At 46.8% G+C, this 18,985-nt stretch carries 19 protein-coding genes; 9 read left to right on the top strand and 10 right to left on the bottom strand.

All coding sequences use genetic code 11. From position 1 onward, the window contains the following. Positions 1–118: 118 nt before the first annotated feature. Positions 119–3,214, bottom strand: a complete 3,096-nt coding sequence (locus tag QUA99_RS15060; protein ID WP_333238042.1) for a glycerol-3-phosphate acyltransferase — start codon at positions 3,212–3,214, stop codon at positions 119–121. Positions 3,215–3,425: 211 nt separating this feature from the next. Here QUA99_RS15060 and psb35 point away from each other — a divergent pair, with 211 nt between their 5' ends. Next, on the top strand, positions 3,426–3,638 hold the full coding sequence (gene psb35 / locus QUA99_RS15055) for a photosystem II assembly protein Psb35 (RefSeq protein ID WP_333238084.1): 213 nt from the start codon (positions 3,426–3,428) through the stop codon (positions 3,636–3,638). A gap of 501 nt (positions 3,639–4,139) precedes the next feature. On the opposite strand, the gene QUA99_RS15050 is transcribed toward psb35, so the two are convergent. The 3 genes from QUA99_RS15050 to QUA99_RS15040 all read right to left on the bottom strand — a co-directional run bounded on the left by QUA99_RS15050 (position 4,140) and on the right by QUA99_RS15040 (position 5,953). Beyond that, complete coding sequence (locus tag QUA99_RS15050) at positions 4,140–4,367, bottom strand: hypothetical protein (protein WP_333238044.1); 228 nt, start codon at positions 4,365–4,367, stop codon at positions 4,140–4,142. A 51-nt stretch (positions 4,368–4,418) separates the two neighbouring features. Then, positions 4,419–4,712: a DUF6658 family protein gene (locus tag QUA99_RS15045; RefSeq protein ID WP_333238047.1), complete on the bottom strand. Its 294-nt coding sequence runs from the start codon at positions 4,710–4,712 to the stop codon at positions 4,419–4,421. Positions 4,713–5,215: 503 nt separating this feature from the next. After that, entirely contained in the window at positions 5,216–5,953 is a 738-nt protein-coding gene (locus QUA99_RS15040) for a DUF2993 domain-containing protein (RefSeq protein WP_333238048.1), read from the bottom strand. A 267-nt stretch (positions 5,954–6,220) separates the two neighbouring features. Here QUA99_RS15040 and QUA99_RS15035 point away from each other — a divergent pair, with 267 nt between their 5' ends. The 4 genes from QUA99_RS15035 (at position 6,221) to QUA99_RS15020 (ending at position 10,021) form a co-directional block, all read left to right on the top strand. Continuing rightward, on the top strand, positions 6,221–7,633 hold the full coding sequence (locus QUA99_RS15035; protein WP_333238050.1) for an HD domain-containing phosphohydrolase: 1,413 nt from the start codon (positions 6,221–6,223) through the stop codon (positions 7,631–7,633). 239 nt (positions 7,634–7,872) lie between these two features. Then, on the top strand, positions 7,873–8,466 hold the full coding sequence (locus tag QUA99_RS15030) for a pentapeptide repeat-containing protein (protein WP_333238053.1): 594 nt from the start codon (positions 7,873–7,875) through the stop codon (positions 8,464–8,466). A gap of 130 nt (positions 8,467–8,596) precedes the next feature. Further along, entirely contained in the window at positions 8,597–9,352 is a 756-nt protein-coding gene (locus QUA99_RS15025) for a DUF2993 domain-containing protein (protein WP_333238055.1), read from the top strand. Positions 9,353–9,730: 378 nt separating this feature from the next. Next, complete coding sequence (locus QUA99_RS15020) at positions 9,731–10,021, top strand: DUF1816 domain-containing protein (protein ID WP_333238057.1); 291 nt, start codon at positions 9,731–9,733, stop codon at positions 10,019–10,021. A 162-nt stretch (positions 10,022–10,183) separates the two neighbouring features. On the opposite strand, the gene QUA99_RS15015 is transcribed toward QUA99_RS15020, so the two are convergent. Both QUA99_RS15015 and QUA99_RS15010 read right to left on the bottom strand, forming a co-directional pair. Continuing rightward, on the bottom strand, positions 10,184–11,275 hold the full coding sequence (locus tag QUA99_RS15015) for an RNA-guided endonuclease TnpB family protein (protein WP_333238061.1): 1,092 nt from the start codon (positions 11,273–11,275) through the stop codon (positions 10,184–10,186). A gap of 8 nt (positions 11,276–11,283) precedes the next feature. Continuing rightward, the gene (locus QUA99_RS15010; RefSeq protein ID WP_333238064.1) at positions 11,284–11,931 is read right to left on the bottom strand and encodes an IS607 family transposase; all 648 of its coding nucleotides are present in this window, start codon (positions 11,929–11,931) and stop codon (positions 11,284–11,286) included. A gap of 95 nt (positions 11,932–12,026) precedes the next feature. Here QUA99_RS15010 and QUA99_RS15005 point away from each other — a divergent pair, with 95 nt between their 5' ends. Next, positions 12,027–12,170, top strand: a complete 144-nt coding sequence (locus QUA99_RS15005; RefSeq protein WP_333238067.1) for a hypothetical protein — start codon at positions 12,027–12,029, stop codon at positions 12,168–12,170. A gap of 39 nt (positions 12,171–12,209) precedes the next feature. Continuing rightward, positions 12,210–12,485 carry a DUF1816 domain-containing protein gene (locus QUA99_RS15000; RefSeq protein ID WP_333238069.1) on the top strand — a complete coding sequence of 92 codons (276 nt, stop codon included), beginning with the start codon at positions 12,210–12,212 and terminating at the stop codon, positions 12,483–12,485. Between the two features lie 168 nt (positions 12,486–12,653). Here QUA99_RS15000 and QUA99_RS14995 read toward each other — a convergent pair whose 3' ends face one another. Then, the gene (locus tag QUA99_RS14995) at positions 12,654–13,661 is read right to left on the bottom strand and encodes a J domain-containing protein (RefSeq protein ID WP_333238072.1); all 1,008 of its coding nucleotides are present in this window, start codon (positions 13,659–13,661) and stop codon (positions 12,654–12,656) included. Positions 13,662–14,019: 358 nt separating this feature from the next. Continuing rightward, complete coding sequence (locus tag QUA99_RS14990; protein ID WP_333238074.1) at positions 14,020–14,268, bottom strand: hypothetical protein; 249 nt, start codon at positions 14,266–14,268, stop codon at positions 14,020–14,022. 275 nt (positions 14,269–14,543) lie between these two features. Here QUA99_RS14990 and QUA99_RS14985 point away from each other — a divergent pair, with 275 nt between their 5' ends. After that, positions 14,544–14,747, top strand: coding sequence for a hypothetical protein (locus tag QUA99_RS14985; RefSeq protein WP_333238076.1), 204 nt, complete (start codon positions 14,544–14,546; stop codon positions 14,745–14,747). 221 nt (positions 14,748–14,968) lie between these two features. On the opposite strand, the gene QUA99_RS14980 is transcribed toward QUA99_RS14985, so the two are convergent. Next, entirely contained in the window at positions 14,969–16,258 is a 1,290-nt protein-coding gene (locus tag QUA99_RS14980) for a glucose-1-phosphate adenylyltransferase (RefSeq protein WP_333238079.1), read from the bottom strand. A 760-nt stretch (positions 16,259–17,018) separates the two neighbouring features. On the opposite strand from QUA99_RS14980, the gene QUA99_RS14975 reads away from it, so the two are divergent. Next, a complete protein-coding gene (locus tag QUA99_RS14975; protein WP_333238081.1) occupies positions 17,019–18,485 on the top strand; it encodes a glycoside hydrolase family 13 protein in 1,467 nt (488 codons plus the stop codon). 91 nt (positions 18,486–18,576) lie between these two features. Here QUA99_RS14975 and QUA99_RS14970 read toward each other — a convergent pair whose 3' ends face one another. Next, positions 18,577–18,915 (bottom strand): fasciclin domain-containing protein, encoded by a 339-nt coding sequence (locus QUA99_RS14970; RefSeq protein WP_333238083.1) that lies wholly within the window; start codon positions 18,913–18,915, stop codon positions 18,577–18,579. Between the last annotated feature and the right edge of the window lie 70 nt (positions 18,916–18,985).

Here is an 18,985-nt window from a genome sequence, read left to right as displayed (position 1 = left end):
TAATCGACCGGACATAATATGAGTGAGAAATGCCGATCGCACTCTAAGTGTACCAGGGCGATCGCCTGACGGTCAAACTCACGTTACTACAAACAAGTTTTTACACTCTTCTTCCCGTTTATTCGAGCAATTCTACAGTGCCGAGATACCCGTCTACTCGGACTTTTTGACCGTCTCGCAAGCGAGTTGTAGCTTCAGAAATATTCATAACTGCGGGAATTTTGTACTCGCGAGCGATAATTGCTCCGTGAGATAGTTGGCCCCCAACTTCGGCGATAATTGCTGTTGCTCCTAATAGCAGCGGTGCCCAGCCTGCATCGGTGTAGGGGACTACTGCGATCGCATTTTCTCCTAAATCTGTACTCGCGGTGCGGCAAATCTTCACAAAGCCTTCGACACGGCCAATACTTGCCGGAATTCCCTGGATGATATTAGTTTCCGATGTTGCAAGTTCGATCGCCCTTTTCTGAGAATTGGGCAGCAAATTGCCGTAGACTACAGGGGGAATCGGACGATCGCGATCGGCTACCAGGCGATCGCGCCTTTGGCTAATTGTATCCTGAAAAGAAACACTCGCGCCGCTGCGAATCCACTGCTGAATTTCCCCAAATTCCAGATAAAAAATATCCCCGCTTTCCTGAAACACCTGCATTGCCAATCCGCAAGCTTCAATCTCCAAAAAAGTCCAGCGCAGGTGAGCCAACAACCGCGCGTAAATTTCGCTAATTTCGTTTTTGACGATCGCTCTTTCCTGACATTTATCTAACCGCCACTTCTGCCCAAAAGTCAAGCCTAATTTCCGCTTTTCGACTAAATTAGTTTCGGCTTTTTGAGCCATAGTTATTAGCAGCTTTTGATAAATTTCCGGCTGTTCTCGCCAAGTAGGAACAGCGATATCCGTTCCCACCTCGCTCAAATATCCGTAAATATCAAGCCACTTTTTAAATTCTGCTTGTAAAGCCGGACTTTCGGCAAATATCTGTGCTAAATGTGCGAATGAAACAGTTTCGTCAGGCTGCGAAACAGCAGCTTGGCGCAATTTCTGAGCCAACTGCTGTAAAGCTCGCACCGAAGCAATTTCAGGAGCGCTGTCATTTGCCAGCCAGTCATCATCAACGCGAAAAATTGCTTTGCGAATAGCCAGCCCGATCGGCCCTAATATATTGTAGTAAGTAATCGGTTTCAGCCACTCCTGAATTTGCTCCGCTCTCTCCAACAATTCCGTTAAATATTGATAATCGGGCATTGGGCATTGGGCATTGGGAATTAGGGATTGGGAATTGGGAATTGGGCATTGGGCACTGGGCATTAATATTCCTTTTGACTCATCCTCAATAATTAATCCGTGTATCCGTGTCAAAATCCGTGTCGTGCCTTGCTTCTCCAAACTTTGCAGTGCCGGGAGGAAAATAGAAGTACGATCGCCCTTAAATTCTGCATTCAGCGCCCTCTCCCGCTGCACCAAACGCCACAAACCGGGCAAAGAAGGCAAAATCTTCCCCAAAGGCGGCTTGCCCATTTTTTGCCCTCTCAGCAAAAATTCCAAACCCTGCTCTGGCAATCCCATCATCCGAAAAATTTCGCCCAACAAAGTCGCATTAAAATAGGCGTGAGAACCGAGCAAAGTTGCCGTTTCATTAAAGTTTAAGCCACTGGCGCGATCGCCCAAAACCACCTGAAAAATCTCTCCCCAAACCCCGCAAGTCAGCGGCCGATTAATCGACCAAGTTAGGGGGCGGATTGCACCGGGAATCACTTCTGCTGCAATAGTGCGCGTCCAAAACGGCTGCAAATTAGTAATTGGGCGACTTTGCAAAATCCAAAGTGTTTCACCGTCCCAACTCCACTCAATATCCTGCGGGATTCCGTGAAAAAATGCTTCAATTGCTTGCGCTTGTTTCGTCAACTCTACTATAATAGATTGAGAAATAATTGAATCACTTTGAAGTTCATTTAATTTGTTGTCTAATAATTCAGGTTTACTAAAATCAATTTCTAAATGAACCGGAGTACATTGTCCGCCGACAACAGCTTCGGCTCCTCCGGGTAAAGCTTCTATAATTACCTGGGGACCGCCATCTAAAGGATTGCGACTGAACATGACTCCCGCAAACTGGCTATCAATATAAGGCTGAATTAATACAGCCATTTGGGTGTCGGGCAATTGTCGCTGTCGGCGGTAAGCCACAGCTTCGGCAGTCCAATAAGACTGGCGACAGCGATTAATTGCATCGAGCAATTCTGCTTCTGTGAAAACAGGGCCTATAGTTTGATATTGTCCGGCGGCGGAACTCGTATCGCCATCTTCTCCCGCAGCAGAAGAACGCACAATCATTCGATTTTGGATTTTGGATTTTAGATTTTGGATTAAAACATCAATACTTGACAAATGCTCGGCATTTTTCTTTTCCCCTCTTCCTTCTTTCTTCTTCCGTCGGACTTCTTCCTTCTTGCTTCCATCCGTTACATCCGTTACATAATCCGTTGCCGAACTTCCTTCTTCCTTCGATGGCAATATAAAACCCGCAGGTACATTAAACCCGGCGCGTTTCAGTTGAGACAATTTAGCCGCTTTATCGCCGCAGATTGCAGCATCTAACGAGTCATCAAGAGACAACAATTGCTCTGATTTAGATAAAGCCATATCATCACCCTGACTGAAATTAATTGCTGCTAACAAAACAGCTAATCCTGCTGCTGCTAAAAATTCGGGTATTGATTGTCGCCACACCCAAACCCAAATTGGCGTGCACAGACACCCGCAACGGGAAGCAAAGAGTCTCGCCCGATCGCCCTCACCCCACCACCGCTGTGCCAAACCCCACACCAGCAGCCCCCAAATGCCCGATGAAACAGCCACCGGCGGCGAAAATACCAAAAGACCCCAAACAGCGTTTGTCACCCCTCCACCTCGGGCGATCGCATATCGGCCCGCAACTAGCGGAATTAACAGGGCGATCGCGATCTCCGGTGCATCCGGGAAGTAAAATCGCCCCGCCAACACCGGCACAATACCCCTGGCAATTTCCGCCAACACCGCAGCAATTCCCGCTAATTTCCCCCCGTGAACGAAAGCTGCCGACACGCCCACATTCCCCGTGCCCAGCGCCCTCAAATCTCGGCGGGTAAACACTCGCACCGCCCATCCCGTTAGCGGTAAAGCACCCAGGCTGAAACTAGCAGCCAACAGCAATGCTATTGTTCCCAACGGCATAAAATCAGCTCTCCTATTCTCAACCTCTAACCATTATGACGGCAATTCTGTCACTTTTTCTGTCTTCAGATATATCAACAAAACGGCATTAGCACTTAAGATAATGTAAAAGTAGAGTAGATAAGGATTTAGCCTAATGATAGATATCAGCTTGACCGCTCCCATGGCAGTTCTTGTTGCACCCATCAAGCGAGTAACGATCGATCTGCTGATGCAGCAGCCAGTGCCGGAATCAAGTGTCAGCTTGACCGCTCCAATAGCAGTTCTTGGTGTTGGCTTTGTTGCCGCAGTTACGATCGGCTCGATCGCCTGGTACAACTCCAAGCGCCCCCCCGGTTGGGAATCCAAAGAACGCCCTGATTTTGTTCCGAAAGTTGATAAAGACGATTTGATTGCTGATGTTTCTGACTCGAAACGTAAATAAAACAAAGTTTCTTTAGAGGAAAAAAAGCAGGACTTGTGCATTAATGAGAAAACTCGGTCATTGCGAGTTTGTCATTGCCAGCCGGAGCGGCAATTTCAATGGTTCGCTTTTCCATTTTTTGCACAAGTCCTAGAAATTTCAAATCCCAATCTAAAATCTACAATCAAGTGCGCCCCTAAGCACCCCACATAGATAGCAATCCTAAATGATTCAGATAAATTTGTTGGGGTAGTGCTAAGAGTGCCTACCGCCTATCTATCGGGCAACCGGGCGTGGGATTGCCCCTACAATAATTATGCAAATGATGCGAGGATTGCTATACAAGAATAAGGCTAAAAAGTAGTTTGAGACGGTACATATAGCGTCAGGTGCGCCCAGTGCACCTACAGATGCTGGGTCTAAGACTGATATAGAAGTTCTGGGTAAGTCTTGTGAATATTGTGTAGGAACTATTCAGAAAAAGCCCCTACAAATTGGCTATTCCGCGCCAGTTGTGCTTGCTTATTTTTGCAGCGGATTGAGTGGCGTAACCGAGCTTTCCTTGGCATCTTCAGCGCTATCTTTCAGGAAAGCAGAAGCATCCTTAAAGGCGGCGCCTCCTCTCTCTAAAATATTGGCATCGGGCTCGCTGCGATCGAATAAGGGTTGAGCCTGAGTCGGCCGTCCGTCTGGCGCTTCTAAGAGAGCTCTATCTCCCCCGAGTGCGGGGTCAAACTTTTCAGTTTCCATCGGTGCAGAGCCCGGATCGAGCAGCTTTGAGCAATTAGATTGAGCGTTAGTTCAGGCCAGGAGACGATCGCCTGCGATCGACAAATCAGCCCGATTCTTTTCGGCTTTAGCAGGCGATTGATTGACTTTAGGATCGGTAGACATTTGATAATTCGTGTATCCATCACCGCCAGCCTTGTGGGGGTTATTCATTCCTCCAGCTTGAACGGGAGGATTCTCAGGCCGAGCACCTCGAACATCGCCCGAATTGCAAGCGGTGCTGGTAAACAGCAGCACACCTGCCATAAATACAGTCAAAAATTGACCGATACGCAGTCTTTTAAAAAAAGCAGTTACAGTGTTCACAAAATTTTTCCAAAGTTTTTCTACTACTTGTCAAGAGTAAAAATAAACTCCCCATAGCTGCCTCTAACGGCGGTGATACTTTGCCGGATATGGCTATCTATTTTTTTATAACTTTAGATGGATTTAAAAAGTGCGATCGCCTTCGAGAGATTATTTTTGGTAGGACTAACACGCCGGTATCTAGAAACCCGGGAGAAAAACCGGGTTTCTAGATAAAGTTCGGTTGAGAAACTCGCGTACCCGACGCAGAAGAAAAGGGCGGAGGTAGTTTCAAAGCGCAGTCTTCGGGTGCGTTCCAATAATTGCTTGATGACAAAAGCTTTTCTGTTTTTGACTGCGGCCAAAAACGGATACTTGCGAACGACTCCTGCCGTGGAAATATAAAAATTTTAGACTCAGGTTCAAGATTCCAGATTCATCTGGAGAGTAAATCTCAAATCTCAAATCTCAAATCTCAAATCAATTGACCTACCCTACCAGCTACTAAGCTGAGAACGCTACTGCTAATTTGGGAATTCTTCGACTTTCGCTTCAGCTTGCAAAGTCAGCAAACCAGCTTCCACATTTAGCTGCTGAATTCGCAGGGACATTCCCTCAATTTCAAAATTTCGCAAGTTTAAAACTTCACCAGCTTTGTCTGCCAAAGCTTCAGTTAACTCAGGCGAAAATTCCTTGTTTTCGGGATACTCGACATCCTGAAGAGAAATTGCCCAACCGCCCGCTGCGATCAGAGGTTTTGCTGTAAAATAAATCTTTTCCGTGGAGGCAGTTTCCCGCACCAATACCTCAGCATTTAAAGCGATTTTTCCGGTTAGCAATTGGCACTCAATAGTTTTAACATCTATTGTCCGCAGTTGTCCGTCAACAGTAACTTTTAAGTTTTTCAGTTTCCTGCTGATGTATTCGGAATTAAAAGCGCGGTTGACATCGCTTTCTGTTAAAACTGCGCGCGCCCCACCGAAGGCAGGCCCGTTCAGTTCAATTTTGCCAAACATAGCGGTCAGGGGATTGACAGCAATATCGCTGACGTGAATTTGCAATTCTTCCACCCGCAAGTCTTGCTGCATTACCAATCCTTTGCCCTCAACGGCAACGGCCTCTACTTCTCCCCGGGCTAGCTGGCCAGGATCGGTGTTAACTGTCACAGACAAAGTTTCCGATTTGTCTAATTTTCTAGCAATAGCAATCTCGGCCACTTTGTCGATCGCCTGTTCCCCTAAACTTCTATTTTGTTGAAGCACGCTCAGAATTCCTAATAATATTGTTTAAGAAATAGTAGTTAATACTTAATAAAGTTAGCGTCTTCCTGTCGGCAGGTTTCTCGTCTTAAAAAAACTCAGCCAAAGACAGAGGGTTTCCAGAAAATGGCTAAAATTAGTAAGGTGCGCACCCTAAGTTGAGTCGGTTGCGAAGCGGTGAAAACTCAAAAACTCGGATTTTTGCCCAAAGTCTTTTCGAGAAGTTCGATCGCCCGCTACAATAAGTAAGAGCCGGCACCGCTTTTTGCAATGAATTCAGAATCAACTCTCGCTAGACTACAAGCTACACTTCCCGACGGAAAACTGCCTTCTAGCTACGGGGTATACTTCAAAAACACCCTAGTAGCCCTGTGTCACGCCCTAGAAGACCACATTTTGCAAACTAGCGGCGGGGACGATATCGAACTCAAACCCCTAGTTTTGGTGACGTTTCAGCAGGGAAAATGGTATTTACAGGAAGCAGATCGCTACCTAGATATTGCTAATGCCTCTCGGTGCGTTGTCATAGGTGCAGTCGCCGACAGCGGTTTCGCTACCCACAAAACCGGGCAATTAGAAAACGTATCTTTAATAAATCTCGATGAAAACGACCCTTTAATCCAAGAATGGAATTTAATCATCCTCGCCCCGACATACAAAGCAATGGTGCTTTGTCGCGAACTTTCAGACCAGGAATACTTGCCTCAGGGCAAGCCAGAAGTAGATACAGAACGAAAGTTTTACGGTTTGTGGTCGTTTGACCAGTCTTTAGTGTCGGCGGCAGCAGAAATTTTTATAGAACAGACGCGACATTACAACTCTCCCCTGGCCGACAATTTGCTGGAAATGTACCGCGAAATTCAGGCTACCATTGGCCCGCCCTTGGCAGACATTAGCGGCGTGGTATCGCGGATAGTCACTTACCTGCAAAGTTCTCAGCAGCAAATGGTGGCAATTAACCGCCAAACCCGCGAATTGTGGGAATTGGAAGGTCAAGCTTTGCGTATCAGCCGCAATTTGAACGCTAACAAACTTCAAGCTTTTCTGCGGATGGCCCAGCGCGTGGACGAACGGGATACCTCAAATCCTACAGCGTCTTTGCAGGTGGCGGCTTTGTCGGAAACTTTGGGTCAACTGCTGGATTTGCCAGCTTTGCAGTTGCGCAGGCTGCGGCTGGCCGGATTGCTGTTTCGAGTCGGCTTAGTTTCGGCCCCGAATGAGGTGTTCGATCGCACTCCCGATGCTTTCGACCAAGCAACGCTATCATTTTGGCGCGATCGCAGTTTCATCGGTTCCCAACTGCTGCAAGCAATGCCAGAGTTAGCACCAGTTGCGGAAATTGTCAAGCACAAACTCGAATATTGGGACGGCAGCGGCAGGCCAGAGGGTTTGCGAGGCGAATCGATACCCGTTGCTTCGCGGATTTTGGGGCTGGTCGCTTATTTTCAAGAATTGACTCAACCGCGCGGCGATCGTCCGGCTTTGAGTTTGAGCGAAGCTTTGGAAGAGTGCCGGCAACAGTGCGGCATTCGCTTCGATCCGGCTTTGGTGGAAACTCTCAGCAACGTCGTCAGGCTGGCAGAAATGGGTTTGATGGAGTTACCGAACCGCCCGAGCCAACTGCCGAATGTATGGTTGGAGGATTTGGGCGATCGCACGACCGCAGCCGCTCCGGCATTATAAAATAACTGGATGGGTAATGGGCGATCGGTAATTGGTAATTGGGAACTTGTACAGAGGGTAGCCGAAGTATCGGGCATTTAGGACTCGGGCACAAATCCTTTCCAACACTAGAAAAATCAGCTCTCTGTGCGCGGTGCGCACCCTACCGCTCTTGGTGGAAGTCGCAGCCTCTCTGTGCGCGGTGCGCACCCTACCGCTCTACTAATGACTAAAAACTCATGACTGATGACTAAAAACTCATGACTAATGACCTCGAAGCCATACGCAAAGGCAAAATTTTGATGTTGGCCGGCACCGATTTAGCGGGTACAGACTTAGCGGGAGCCGATCTCGCCGATGCTGACTTGTCTCAAGCCAACTTGAGTGGAGCTAATCTCGCCGGCGCTAACTTGCAGCGGGCCGTATTGCGAGCCAACCTCCGCGGCGCTGACTTGAGCGGCGCTGACTTGAGCGGCGCTGATTTTCGCAATGCCGATTTGCGGGGAGCTTCCTTCGCTAACGCTTTAGTCCGCCAGGCAAGTTTTGGGGGTGCTTTCTTGACAGGGACCTCCATTGGCAATTTGGATTTGAGCGGTGTCGATTTTCGGGGTGCCGATTTGCGCGGCGCTGCTTTGGCTCGGGCAATTTTGCACTCTGCCGATTTGAGCAATGTCAATTTGTCCGGCGCTGATTTGTCGGGAGCTGACTTGGAAGAAGCGATCCTGAATGGAGCCGTACTGCGCGGCGCTAACCTGACGGGGGCTAATTTGCTTTGCGCCTCGATCGAACACACCGTTTGGGATGGAGCGTTGCTCGATCGCGCTTGTCTCCAAGGCACTCCCCTGAGCAAATAAAAAATCAAAAATGTTGTTTTCCATGCACACGCCGAAAACAATCCGTGCTTATGATGTGAATAAGCACAAGCTATTTTAACATTTCTTAATAGGAGGTTATAATGGCGACTGTAGATGAGCAAACGAATAAATGGTAGCAGCTTTGTTTAGCGGTACATCCTTTCAAGGTCAAAGTGGCGATCGCCTTGTCAGCAAAGTAGCAGGAGCTGCGATCGCGGCATTATTCAAGCGTTCTGAAAAGGCCGAAGCCAACATTCGAGTCGAACCAGTAGCCAAACTCTTGCAGGGAAGCATCGACGGTTTCGACTTCGTTGGCAAAGGTATGTTGATGTACAACGGCCTGCGCATAGAAGTGATGGAACTATACCTGCAAGCAGTCTCAATTGATTTTGGGGCGATTTTTGCAGGTCAAGTCAAATTGCGGCAGCCTACCCAGGCAAATATGCGAGTAGTTTTAAGTCGATCGGATTTAACCACCTCATTCAATACACCTTTTGTAGTTGAAAAACTCCAGAAACTGAAGTACCAAGAGCAATCTCTGCACTTTCAAAACACAGAAGTCAGCTTCGGAGCCGACAAATCAATTCGGCTTCAGTCCGAAATTACCGTAGGCGATGCCAGCGAACCCGTCAACATAGATATTACAGCTCAGTTGCAAGTAGAAGACCGACGCAAAATCCAATTTGTCAGCGTTACTTACGGCGGTGACGGGCAAGCAGTAGACTTGGGTCAAGCTATCATTGGCCACGTAAATAACTTGCTAGACTTAGACAAATTTGCCTTAGATGGCACTCAACTGCGAGTAGACCGCTGCCGAGTTCAGAACGACGAGCTGGTTTTCTACGGTTGGGCTGGTATCGAACAGTTCCCCAAAGGTAAGCGCTAAACCTCAGCCTGCTGAGGTTGGCCCAGCCCTCTAGTTCGGAAAAACAGAATTTTTCAGTTAGCAAACAACCCGCACCGGCGGGTTTTGCTTTAGATGTTATATCTAGTCCGGTCGATTCCCTCCGCTTCGCTTCGCCCGAAATCAGGTAGGGGCGGGTTCACCAAAAATATCTGCCAACAATCTCAAATCTCAAAAACCCGCCCGGCCGGGATATTACGGTCAATCGATCGGACTAGATATTAGATAGGAGGAAAAATCTAAGATCTCAAATCTCACATCTAAAGTCGATCGACGCAAAATCAGCACTGAGGTTGATTCGCTCAGACAAATTATTTTGATACATTTAAATAATAAATTAAATCACCCTCAAGAATAAAGATGCTCGGATTTTATTTATTTTGTATCTACGTCGCAGTCTTGTCCGTGTTTGCGGGGCCGGGCCACCGCCGGTCTGAGAAATGGTGGGTAGAAATTGTCACCGATTTGCCCCACTGTACCTACTATTTTGGCCCCTTCGACACCGACAAAGAAGCATCCAGCAATACTCCAGGCTACATCGAAGACTTGGAAAGCGAGGGAGCCAAAAGGATTAGCATCCGCATCAAACGGTGTCAGCCTTCGGATCTCACAATTTGTGAAGATGAAGTCTCAGAAAGTTTGACGATTTAATGACTTTGAGTTTTGAGTTAACTCAAACCTCAACAAAAATATAAACACGCTGCTTTGTAAAACTTACCTAAACCTATCTAAAGCCACCTTTAGATACAATTACGAGTTTACTTCCTACGCTGTTGGGTAGTCGGCTATCCCAAGATAAGTAGGCTATCCCCCTCAAGCCAAGGGTTCCCACTTTAAAATGTTAATGCTGGCGTTCCAATCGCGATCCAAAGATATGCCACAAACAGGACAGTCAAAAGTCCGTATGCTTAGTGGCATATCTTTTTTAGTGCCACAGTTTGAGCAAGTTTTGGTACTAGGAAACCACTGGTCTACCAATACCAAGTTAGCTCCATACATTTGACATTTATAGTCGAGTTGACGTTTGAATTCATAAAACCCAAGGTCAGATATTGCTCCAGCTAACTTGTGATTTGCCATCATTCCTTTGACCTTCAAATTTTCAATCTTAATTAACTTAAAAGTTTGAGCTAAATAAGTTGTCAATTTGTGAAGGAAGTCTAGGCGAATACGAGCTATTTTTACATGGACTCGGCTAATTTTATTGTAAGTTTTACGCTGATTTCGAGAGCCTTTTACCTGCTTTGATGCTTGGCGCTGTAAAGTAGCAAGCTTGGTTTTCGCTTGCTTTAACGGCTTCGCTGCATCAAAATATTGCTGGGTTGACAGAGTAGCAAATGACTTGATGCCGACATCGATTCCCACAGAACTTTCAGACTGCTGAACCGGGAGGCGTTCTGCATCAACGCAGAAAGAAACAAACCAGCGATTCCCTTCTTTTGAAATCGTGAAAGTTTGAGAAATAAAACTACAATCTAGGGCTTCGTAAAGCCGAAAAGTTCCCAGAGTAGGAATCTTAACAGTGTTGCCAGCGTTTAACAGAACTTTGCCGTTAGATGAATCAACCGTAAAAGATTGACCGTCTCGACGACTGGCGAATTTTGGATGACCTGAAGAACCAGAACGATATCGGCTAAACGCATCCTTCAAGTCAATCAAAGCGTTTTGGTAAACTCGGCTAGACAATTGGTTCATCCAAGCGAATTCAGGCTGCTTTTTGACGTAATTAGTGAGAACTTTTTTAATTTCGTTAATCACCTTTGAGTCTGTAAACAGCCCTTCCCCATACATTTGAGTCCGCAAACTTAACCCAAAGTTAAATACTACACGTCGGAATCCTGCGTGCTTTGCCATCAAGGTCGCTTCAATATTATTTAGTTTGAGCGCTCGCTTTACAGCAAACATAGTTAAACTTACTTGGAGTCCTTTGTTTGATTAAGTATAGCGGAATCTGTGCAAGGATCGACACCCTCTACAATATTCTTAAGTTTTGCTTTGTATTTCCGCAGTCCGTAAAGTCGAGAAGAAAAACAGTGAATTATCCAAAGCAAGTCTTGAGTCAATTCTTCATACGGTGACAGGCTTTCCGCGTTGGCGACGATCACCGTCCCGCCATTCCACTGCAAGATTTGCTCGACCAATTCAAAACCGAATCGGCACAGCCGATCTTTGTGGGCAACATACAGCAATTTAACTTCGCCAAGCATCGCCCACTGTACGATTTGCAGGAACTTGGGACGCTTGAAGTTAAGTCCGCCCCCAATTTCCTGAATGGAATCTGTAATCGCAACACCTTGCGCCAAGCAAAACTGTTCCATAGCCTGCACTTGGCGAAGTAAGTCTTGTTTTTGTCCAGCGGATGAGACTCGACAGTATATGACGACCCGATTGGCTGCCTTTTTCCCGGTTTTTAAGTTGCGGGCAATATTGAAGTGACTCTCTGAATAAATGCGCTGGTTGCCTAGTGTCCTATCAGGGATTAGTTTGTTCTCGCTTTCCCAGCGACGTAGGGTAGAACCTGAGACTCCCACTAATTTCGCAAACTCTGCTACTTTCCACATAAACTCTCTCTCGGTAGTTAACTGTGGATAAGTTTAGCAAACTATTTGGCACTTAGGTTTTGCTCTTCTCCTAGTCCTTGCCTTGCGGACTTTGTATGTGTAACAGGGACTTAGAGCCGCCCAGCCTAAAACTCTTCTCCACCGAAATGCTGATGGCAGCCAGCAGCAAATCTCAAAAATTACTGCGTCAAATCAGCACTGAGGACGAGCCGATCGAGTTATTTGCCCGGATAAGTTGAGAAGAGTAAACACTACTTAACTTGTTGCAGAGGTGAATTATGTTTGAACTTTATATGTTAGGTATGTTCCTGGCGGCGGTTTCGATACTGACTCAACCGATGGCCAGCGGTAGAGGTCGCGAGTGGTGGGTGGAAGTTGACACAGATTCGCCCAAGCACACCTATTACTTTGGCCCCTACGACAGCAAGGATGAAGCTTCTAATAACACGAGCGGCTACATCACAGACTTGGAAAAGAAAGGAGCTAAAAACATTAGCATCAACATCAAACAAGGTCGCCAACCCAGTCAGCTAAAAGCTAGCGAAGAGTCTTGAGAAAGTGGAACGCTCAATTATGAATAGGTCGATCGAGCTAAATCCGCTCGGGCGCGGGTTCACCAATATCGATGACTTCAGCTCTAAGATATTTGTAAACCCGCCTCAACCCGAGGGATGATTCACTTTCCTTGGTGATTTTGTTTGGTACGGGTACTGCAAGTTTGTTTAAATTAGCGCTTGGTTTAAATTGCTCCGGGGATTAAAAGTGCGATTTGCTTTAATTTTCTCGTAGCATTCGCGTTCTACAGTGCTAATTTCTTTCGGTGGCACGATCGCAATTTTTACTAACAAATCAGTCCGCTCGTCTTTCTTCGGTTTCGGCCATCCTTTGCCCCGCAACCGCAAAGATTGACCCGATCGCATCCCGGCTGGAAATTTTACAGTTATCATACCTTCTGGTGCCGGCACTTCAATTGAAGCTCCCAACACCGCTTCGTCTGGAGTTATAGGCACTTCGCAGACCAAATTCTCTCCCTCAAATTGGAAGAAAGCGTGAGGCAAAACTTCTAGTTTTAGGTACAAATCTCCCTGCTGCTTGGTGTAAGGGTCAACTTGACCTTTGCCTTTTACCCGAATTTTACTGCCGGTTTTCACTCCCGCAGGAATCGAAACTTCGCCCGTAGCGACTCGCTTGGAAGTGCCGCGAAATGCTTCCCCCAAAGTCAGGGAAATCACCACCTCGGTGTCGAGAGAGCTTCCTGCGGTGCGGTTGTCGTACCCGACGAAATCTTCAAATCCGCCAAAACCGGTGGGCCCGCCGGCGCGGTAGTTGCTGTAATTCCACTTGCCGTTGCGGCCAACACTAGCACCAGGGCTACCTGCGCGGCCGAGCAAGGCATTGATAAATTCGTCAAAACTGCTGTACTGGCTGAAGTCAACCCCGCCAAAATCTACCGCAGTACCGCCCCCGCCCGGCCATCCGCCGGGAGTTGCAGCCGCTTGCTTCCAGTATTGACCGTATTGGTCGTATTTCTTGCGTTTTTCTGGGTCTGATAGCACTTCGTAAGCTTCGTTTACTTCTTTAAAACGAGCTTCGGCTTCTTTGTTCCCGGGGTTCATGTCGGGGTGATATTTCCGGGCTAGTTTGCGAAAAGTCTTTTTAATTTCGTCAGAACTGGCAGTTTTGTTGAGTCCCAAAATAGCGTAATAGTCTTTAAAATCTGTTGCAGCCATTAAGCAATCCCCTCTTTATTAGTTGTTAGTTGTTAGTTGTTAGTTGTTAGAAAGAATTAATCCCAAATTAGCAGCCCGATGGCGAATTAGTTTGAAGCCAGGGGTAAAAGTGCCTGCGGCATCTCATTCAAATTATAGGTTATCAAAGGTTTGGACTCGATCGAGTTCGGTTGTTGCTTGCGCGACGATCGCAATTTCCTCACCCCGCTGCTGTTGTTTGAGATTTTATAGCATTGGGCACTTATGCCGAAAGCTCTCCGATCCTGAAGGCAGGCGCAGCAGCCGCAGCAAAAGGCATTCAACCAGAAAAACAATGGTTCGATCGATTAAGAACGTCCTAAGCCTGTAGGCGGTTGCTCTACCTTTGAGCTTTTAGACGGTGAAACTCACAGCCGCGATATGTTTTGAGGAGTTGTGCGCCTTCGGGCTTTCCGGAGGCGGCGAGAGCTTTGGGCGGCAGCCGTGTTGAAGCGAGGAGGGGAAAGCTGCTGCGGTTGCTGGCGCGAATACCCGTCTGGTTGACTGGTGCGGACGATCGAGCTTTTTTTTCTGAATGTGCGATCGAATTTCTCGATAGGAGCTTTTCACCCGATGCCAATATTAGCACGTTCTCATCAGCAAGTCCGGTCGAATCTGGTGCCTTAATTGTGACAGTATTATACCCTAAAGTCCGCAGTCATTTGCCAACTTTTCGATATCTTTTTTCCTCACCCCAGACTGAGCCTATACAGTCTTATTTTTACCACTTCTGAATAGATTTAAGTCAAAGTAATATAACATAATCTTTCCGCTGTCTGTTAACTACATCACACACTTATCTAAAAATATGAGATAGGATAGTAAAAAGCGATCAGGTTTTAACGCCACGAGGGTGCTAACATTATGAATTATTTGCTAAGTTGGCCTTGCGGCTGCTGCGACGAGTGGAAAGATAGTTCCGAGAGTTCTGTTGTACTCAGAAACGGGCAGCGCATTTGTCAGTCGTGCTACCAGCGCAAATACAAGAATCAGAAGCTATTCGCCCGACACCGGCGATCGCACCTATCTGTATCGCGGCAGACACTAACAGAGACTGTCCCTTATTAATAATGCGCGACGCTTTGAATCAAGGCAAGTATTTGGACAACCTCGCATCAGCGGTTGGAATTAACAATCAAAAAAAAAAATAATTTCGTCATCAGTCATCAGTCATCGGTCATTGGTAATCTGTCACTAATTTACTTATTTATCATCAGTCACTTGCTTAAAGGTAACAGATTTTAACTTAAAAAACTAATGACTGACGACTAATGACTAATGACTAATAACTAAATGATAGTTCCATCAGGAATCGTGGCGTTTTTCAGGACTACGACAATGCCGCTGCGGATATAAAAACCTTGGCTTTCGCGGTTGGCTTCTTCCACTCGGTCTTTATTAATTATTTGAACGTTGTGGCCGATGCGGGCATTTTTATCCACAATCGCGCGGCGAATTGTAGTATTTGCACCGATACCGAGGGCGACGCCGCCGTTGTCCAAACTCGAATGCCGTTCGGCGTCGGGTTCGTAAAAGTCAGCACCCATGACTAGGGTATCTTGAATCGTACATCCAGCTTCAATGCGCGATCGAACTCCCAACACAGAATGGTCGATCCGACACTTTTTGAGAATGCAGCCTTCAGCAATAATCGATTCCGTCACGTGAGTATCTAAAAGCTTAGTCGGGGGCAAGAAACGCGGGCGAGTGTAAATCGGAGCCTTTTCATCGTAGAAACTGAAAGGAGGCTGAGGCTGTTTTGTCAGCGCCAAGTTAGCATCGTAAAAAGCCTCAATAGTTCCGATATCTTCCCAGTAATCGTCAAACAAATAAGCTTGAACGTTGTGGTCTTTTGCAGAATTCGGAATAATCTCTTTACCAAAATCAGTTTGGGTTGGAGATTCTTTCAGCAGTTTAATCAGAACTTCTTTTTTGAAGACGTAAATGCCCATCGAAGCAATGTAAGGACTGTCCTTAGCCTGCTGCGCTGTCAATCCCAGTTTAGTAGTATCCACCTGCATTTGTTTGAGCGCATCGCCTTTGGGCTTTTCGCTGAAAGAAACAATGCGGCCGCTGTCGTCGATTTTCATCAAACCAAAATCCGAGGCCCGCTTCTCGTCCATTGGCAAAACTGAGAGGGTGATATCGGCGTTGGTTTCGCGGTGTCTCTGCACAAACTTCTGGTAGTCCATGCGGTAGAGGTGGTCGCCCGAAAGAATCAAGTATTCGTCAACGTCCCACTCTTCTAGCAGCCACAGATATTGGCGAACTGCGTCGGCTGTCCCTTGAAACCAGTTGGGGTTTTCCTGAGTTTGCTGGGCGGCGAGTACCTCGGCAAATCCGTCGGTGAAGCCGGAAAAGTTGTAGGTTCGAGCGATGTGACGGTTGAGGGATGCGGAGTTGAATTGAGTGAGGACGTAGATTTTGACTATTTCCGAGTTGATGCAGTTGCTGACAGGAATATCGATGAGGCGATATTTGCCTGCGAGGGGAACTGCGGGTTTGGCTCGCAGTTTGGTTAGGGGGTAAAGGCGGGTGCCTACACCGCCACCGAGGATGATGGCTAAAACTTTTTTCAAGGAACTTTCTCCCTAGGGTCGATTAACTCTCCAAGTACAGTGTCGGATGGTGAGGGCTTCTTGACAAGGGGGGGGAGCAAGGAAGTTTTGAGTTTTGAGTTTTGAGTTGAGTCGCTTACACAGAAAGCGGATTGTTTAATCCAAATACTTCTTCAAACCCTCAATAAGAGTTAAAAAACCCGGTTTATGAGAGTGAGAGTGCGTGGGGGACTGGAGTTAGGAGTTTCGATCTGTGAGTTAAAATACCCATCAATCGATAATGGATATTTAAAAAAGTTTTGAGTTGTGAGTTAAAATACCCTTCAATAAATAACGGCAGTTTAACAAAAGAATAAGGTTCGGGGTTTGGGCTTTTAATTACAAGTTTCTTGGGTTAATTCCCCCTTCTGGCAATTTCTCCACCCAGGCTCATCGCGCTGTTGTTCTTTTTCAAGGCGGGTCGATCGCACCGCGCCCGCTGATGCTCTGTTTGGGCCCGCTGGCGTCCTTGTTCTGCTTGGGTTCGAGCTCGTTCTTTTTACTAGCGTTCCTGACTGCTGTGAATTTGTCCAACTCTACAGCCGTCAGGAAGCGCCGCCCGTCGGGACGATGATTTTCTAGGTTGAGTCAGTTTCCAATCTGAGATTGACTGCAAATTTGTGTAAGATTTTACAATTTGTCGATCGACAAAATTGGATAAAATGTCTATTCTCTACCAAAAGCTAGATCCCCTAGAAACCTCTGCTGCTGTAGCCTAAGCCCTAAAAGCTAAAAAAAGTGTATGCAAATTCAAACGCCGGACTGGGTTAAACACGCGGTATTCTACCAAATATTCCCCGATCGCTTCGCCAAAAGCAAACAGCCCCGCAAACGCCTGCTGCAAAACTTCATGTGGGAAGAATGGCACGAGAGTCCCACCCTCCAAGGCTACAAAGGCGGGGACTTGTGGGGCGTGATGGAACAGCTAGACTACTTGCAAGACTTAGGCATTAACGCAATTTACTTCACGCCCATATTTCAGTCGGCCAGCAATCACCGCTACCATACCCACGACTACTATCAAGTCGATCCGATGTTGGGCGGCAATCCAGCTTTTAAAGATCTTTTAGACGCCGCCCACGATCGCAACATCAAAATTGTCCTCGACGGCGTATTCAACCACGCCAGCCGGGGATTTTTCTTCTTTCACGACATCCTCGAAAACGGCCCCCATTCTCCTTGGCTGGATTGGTTTAAAATTGAAGGCTGGCCGCTATCAGCCTACGACGGCAATTTTCCTGCTAACTATGCCGGTTGGGACGGGAATCGAGCACTTCCTGAATTCAATCACGACAATCCAGAAGTGCGAGAATACATCATGGAAATCGCCGAATATTGGATTAAATTCGGCATCGACGGCTGGCGGCTGGACGTTCCTTTTGAAATTAAAAGCCCGGGATTTTGGCAGGAATTTCGCGATCGAGTTAAAGCAATTAATCCCGAAGCTTACATTGTCGGCGAAGTCTGGGAAGATGCGAGAGAATGGCTCGACGGTACTCAATTTGACGGAGTAATGAATTATCTTTTTGCTGCGCCGACTATTGCTTTTGCAGCGGGCGACAGAGTAGATTTAGCTCAAATTGAAGGCCGTTCTTACCATCCCTATCCGGCGCTTTTTGCTAAACAGTACGGCGAAAAAATTCAACAGGTTTTGGAACTGTACCCGTGGCAGATACAGCTAACTCAACTTAACTTGTTGGCCAGTCACGATACAGCTAGGTTGCTGTCAATTGCTGGGGGCGATAAAGCTAGCGTCGAACTAGCTACTTTGCTGCTGTTAACTTTTCCTGGAGCTCCCAGCATTTACTACGGCGATGAAGTTGGTTTGCCCGGTGCTCTAGATCCCGATTCTCGCCGCGGTTTCCCCTTACAAGGTCACTGGGAACTTGATGTTTTAGATTATCACAAGCAGTTGATAGCTTTGCGTCACAAATACGCTGCCCTCCGTACAGGATCGTACCAAATTCTGTTTGCTGAGGGAACGGTTTACGTTTTTGCCCGAATTTTGGGGGATGAGGAAATAGTTGTTGCTGTCAATGTCGCGACAGAAGAAGCTAATATTAGCTTTGAGGCAGCTAATTTGAAATCTCCTCACGAGAAATTGCTGTTTGGGAAAGGCGAGTTTGCTTGGAAAGGTGAAGGGGAAACTCGGCATTTAGAATTGATGCTGCCGGCGCGATCGGGATTGATTTTAGGTTCGGATAATTAGTTTAAACTTGAGGTAAGGTGCGCACCCGATATTTACAACCGTCAGGTGCGCATTGAAGACCCTATATTTATACGTGATAACACAAGTTTAGTTATGCTGCAACCATTGCGGGTACGAGCACCGCATCAATGATATGGATGACGCCATTGTCGGCAAGAATATCGGGAGTGAGAACTTTAGCATCATTAACTTTAATGCCCTCAGAAGTCTCAATTCCCACCACAGAACCTTCCACTGTTTCAGCAGAACTTAACTCAAGCAAGTTCTCAGTTAGTACCTCGCCAAACAAAATGTGATAGGTGAGAATTTTCTTGAGCTTTGGTATGTCTTCCAGCCAAGAGGCAATAGTGTTCCTAGGAATTTTGGCAAAGGCGTCGTCAGTTGGTGCTAACACGGTGTAGGGGCCCGGACTTTGCAATAAATCCCACATTCCGCAGATATTCAAGCAGATTTCATTTCAAAGAAATTCAGAATTGCCAAAACCTCAAATGATTGCATAG

Origin of the sequence: Microcoleus sp. F10-B2 (assembly GCF_036704965.1) — a bacterium.
GTDB lineage: Bacteria > Cyanobacteriota > Cyanobacteriia > Cyanobacteriales > Microcoleaceae > Microcoleus.
This window is presented reverse-complemented; position numbering and strand designations above follow the sequence as displayed.

Coding starts and splice junctions, on each gene's coding strand:
- QUA99_RS15060 (WP_333238042.1), bottom strand. CDS start 3,214: ATGCCGTTGGGAACAATAGCATTGCTGTTGGCTGCTAGTTTCAGCCTG.
- psb35 (WP_333238084.1), top strand. CDS start 3,426: ATGCAGCAGCCAGTGCCGGAATCAAGTGTCAGCTTGACCGCTCCAATA.
- QUA99_RS15050 (WP_333238044.1), bottom strand. CDS start 4,367: ATGGAAACTGAAAAGTTTGACCCCGCACTCGGGGGAGATAGAGCTCTC.
- QUA99_RS15035 (WP_333238050.1), top strand. CDS start 6,221: ATGAATTCAGAATCAACTCTCGCTAGACTACAAGCTACACTTCCCGAC.
- QUA99_RS15030 (WP_333238053.1), top strand. CDS start 7,873: ATGACTAATGACCTCGAAGCCATACGCAAAGGCAAAATTTTGATGTTG.
- QUA99_RS15025 (WP_333238055.1), top strand. CDS start 8,597: ATGGTAGCAGCTTTGTTTAGCGGTACATCCTTTCAAGGTCAAAGTGGC.
- QUA99_RS15020 (WP_333238057.1), top strand. CDS start 9,731: ATGCTCGGATTTTATTTATTTTGTATCTACGTCGCAGTCTTGTCCGTG.
- QUA99_RS15015 (WP_333238061.1), bottom strand. CDS start 11,275: ATGTTTGCTGTAAAGCGAGCGCTCAAACTAAATAATATTGAAGCGACC.
- QUA99_RS15010 (WP_333238064.1), bottom strand. CDS start 11,931: ATGTGGAAAGTAGCAGAGTTTGCGAAATTAGTGGGAGTCTCAGGTTCT.
- QUA99_RS15005 (WP_333238067.1), top strand. CDS start 12,027: ATGTGTAACAGGGACTTAGAGCCGCCCAGCCTAAAACTCTTCTCCACC.
- QUA99_RS15000 (WP_333238069.1), top strand. CDS start 12,210: ATGTTTGAACTTTATATGTTAGGTATGTTCCTGGCGGCGGTTTCGATA.
- QUA99_RS14995 (WP_333238072.1), bottom strand. CDS start 13,661: ATGGCTGCAACAGATTTTAAAGACTATTACGCTATTTTGGGACTCAAC.
- QUA99_RS14985 (WP_333238076.1), top strand. CDS start 14,544: ATGAATTATTTGCTAAGTTGGCCTTGCGGCTGCTGCGACGAGTGGAAA.
- QUA99_RS14975 (WP_333238081.1), top strand. CDS start 17,019: ATGCAAATTCAAACGCCGGACTGGGTTAAACACGCGGTATTCTACCAA.
- QUA99_RS14970 (WP_333238083.1), bottom strand. CDS start 18,915: ATGTGGGATTTATTGCAAAGTCCGGGCCCCTACACCGTGTTAGCACCA.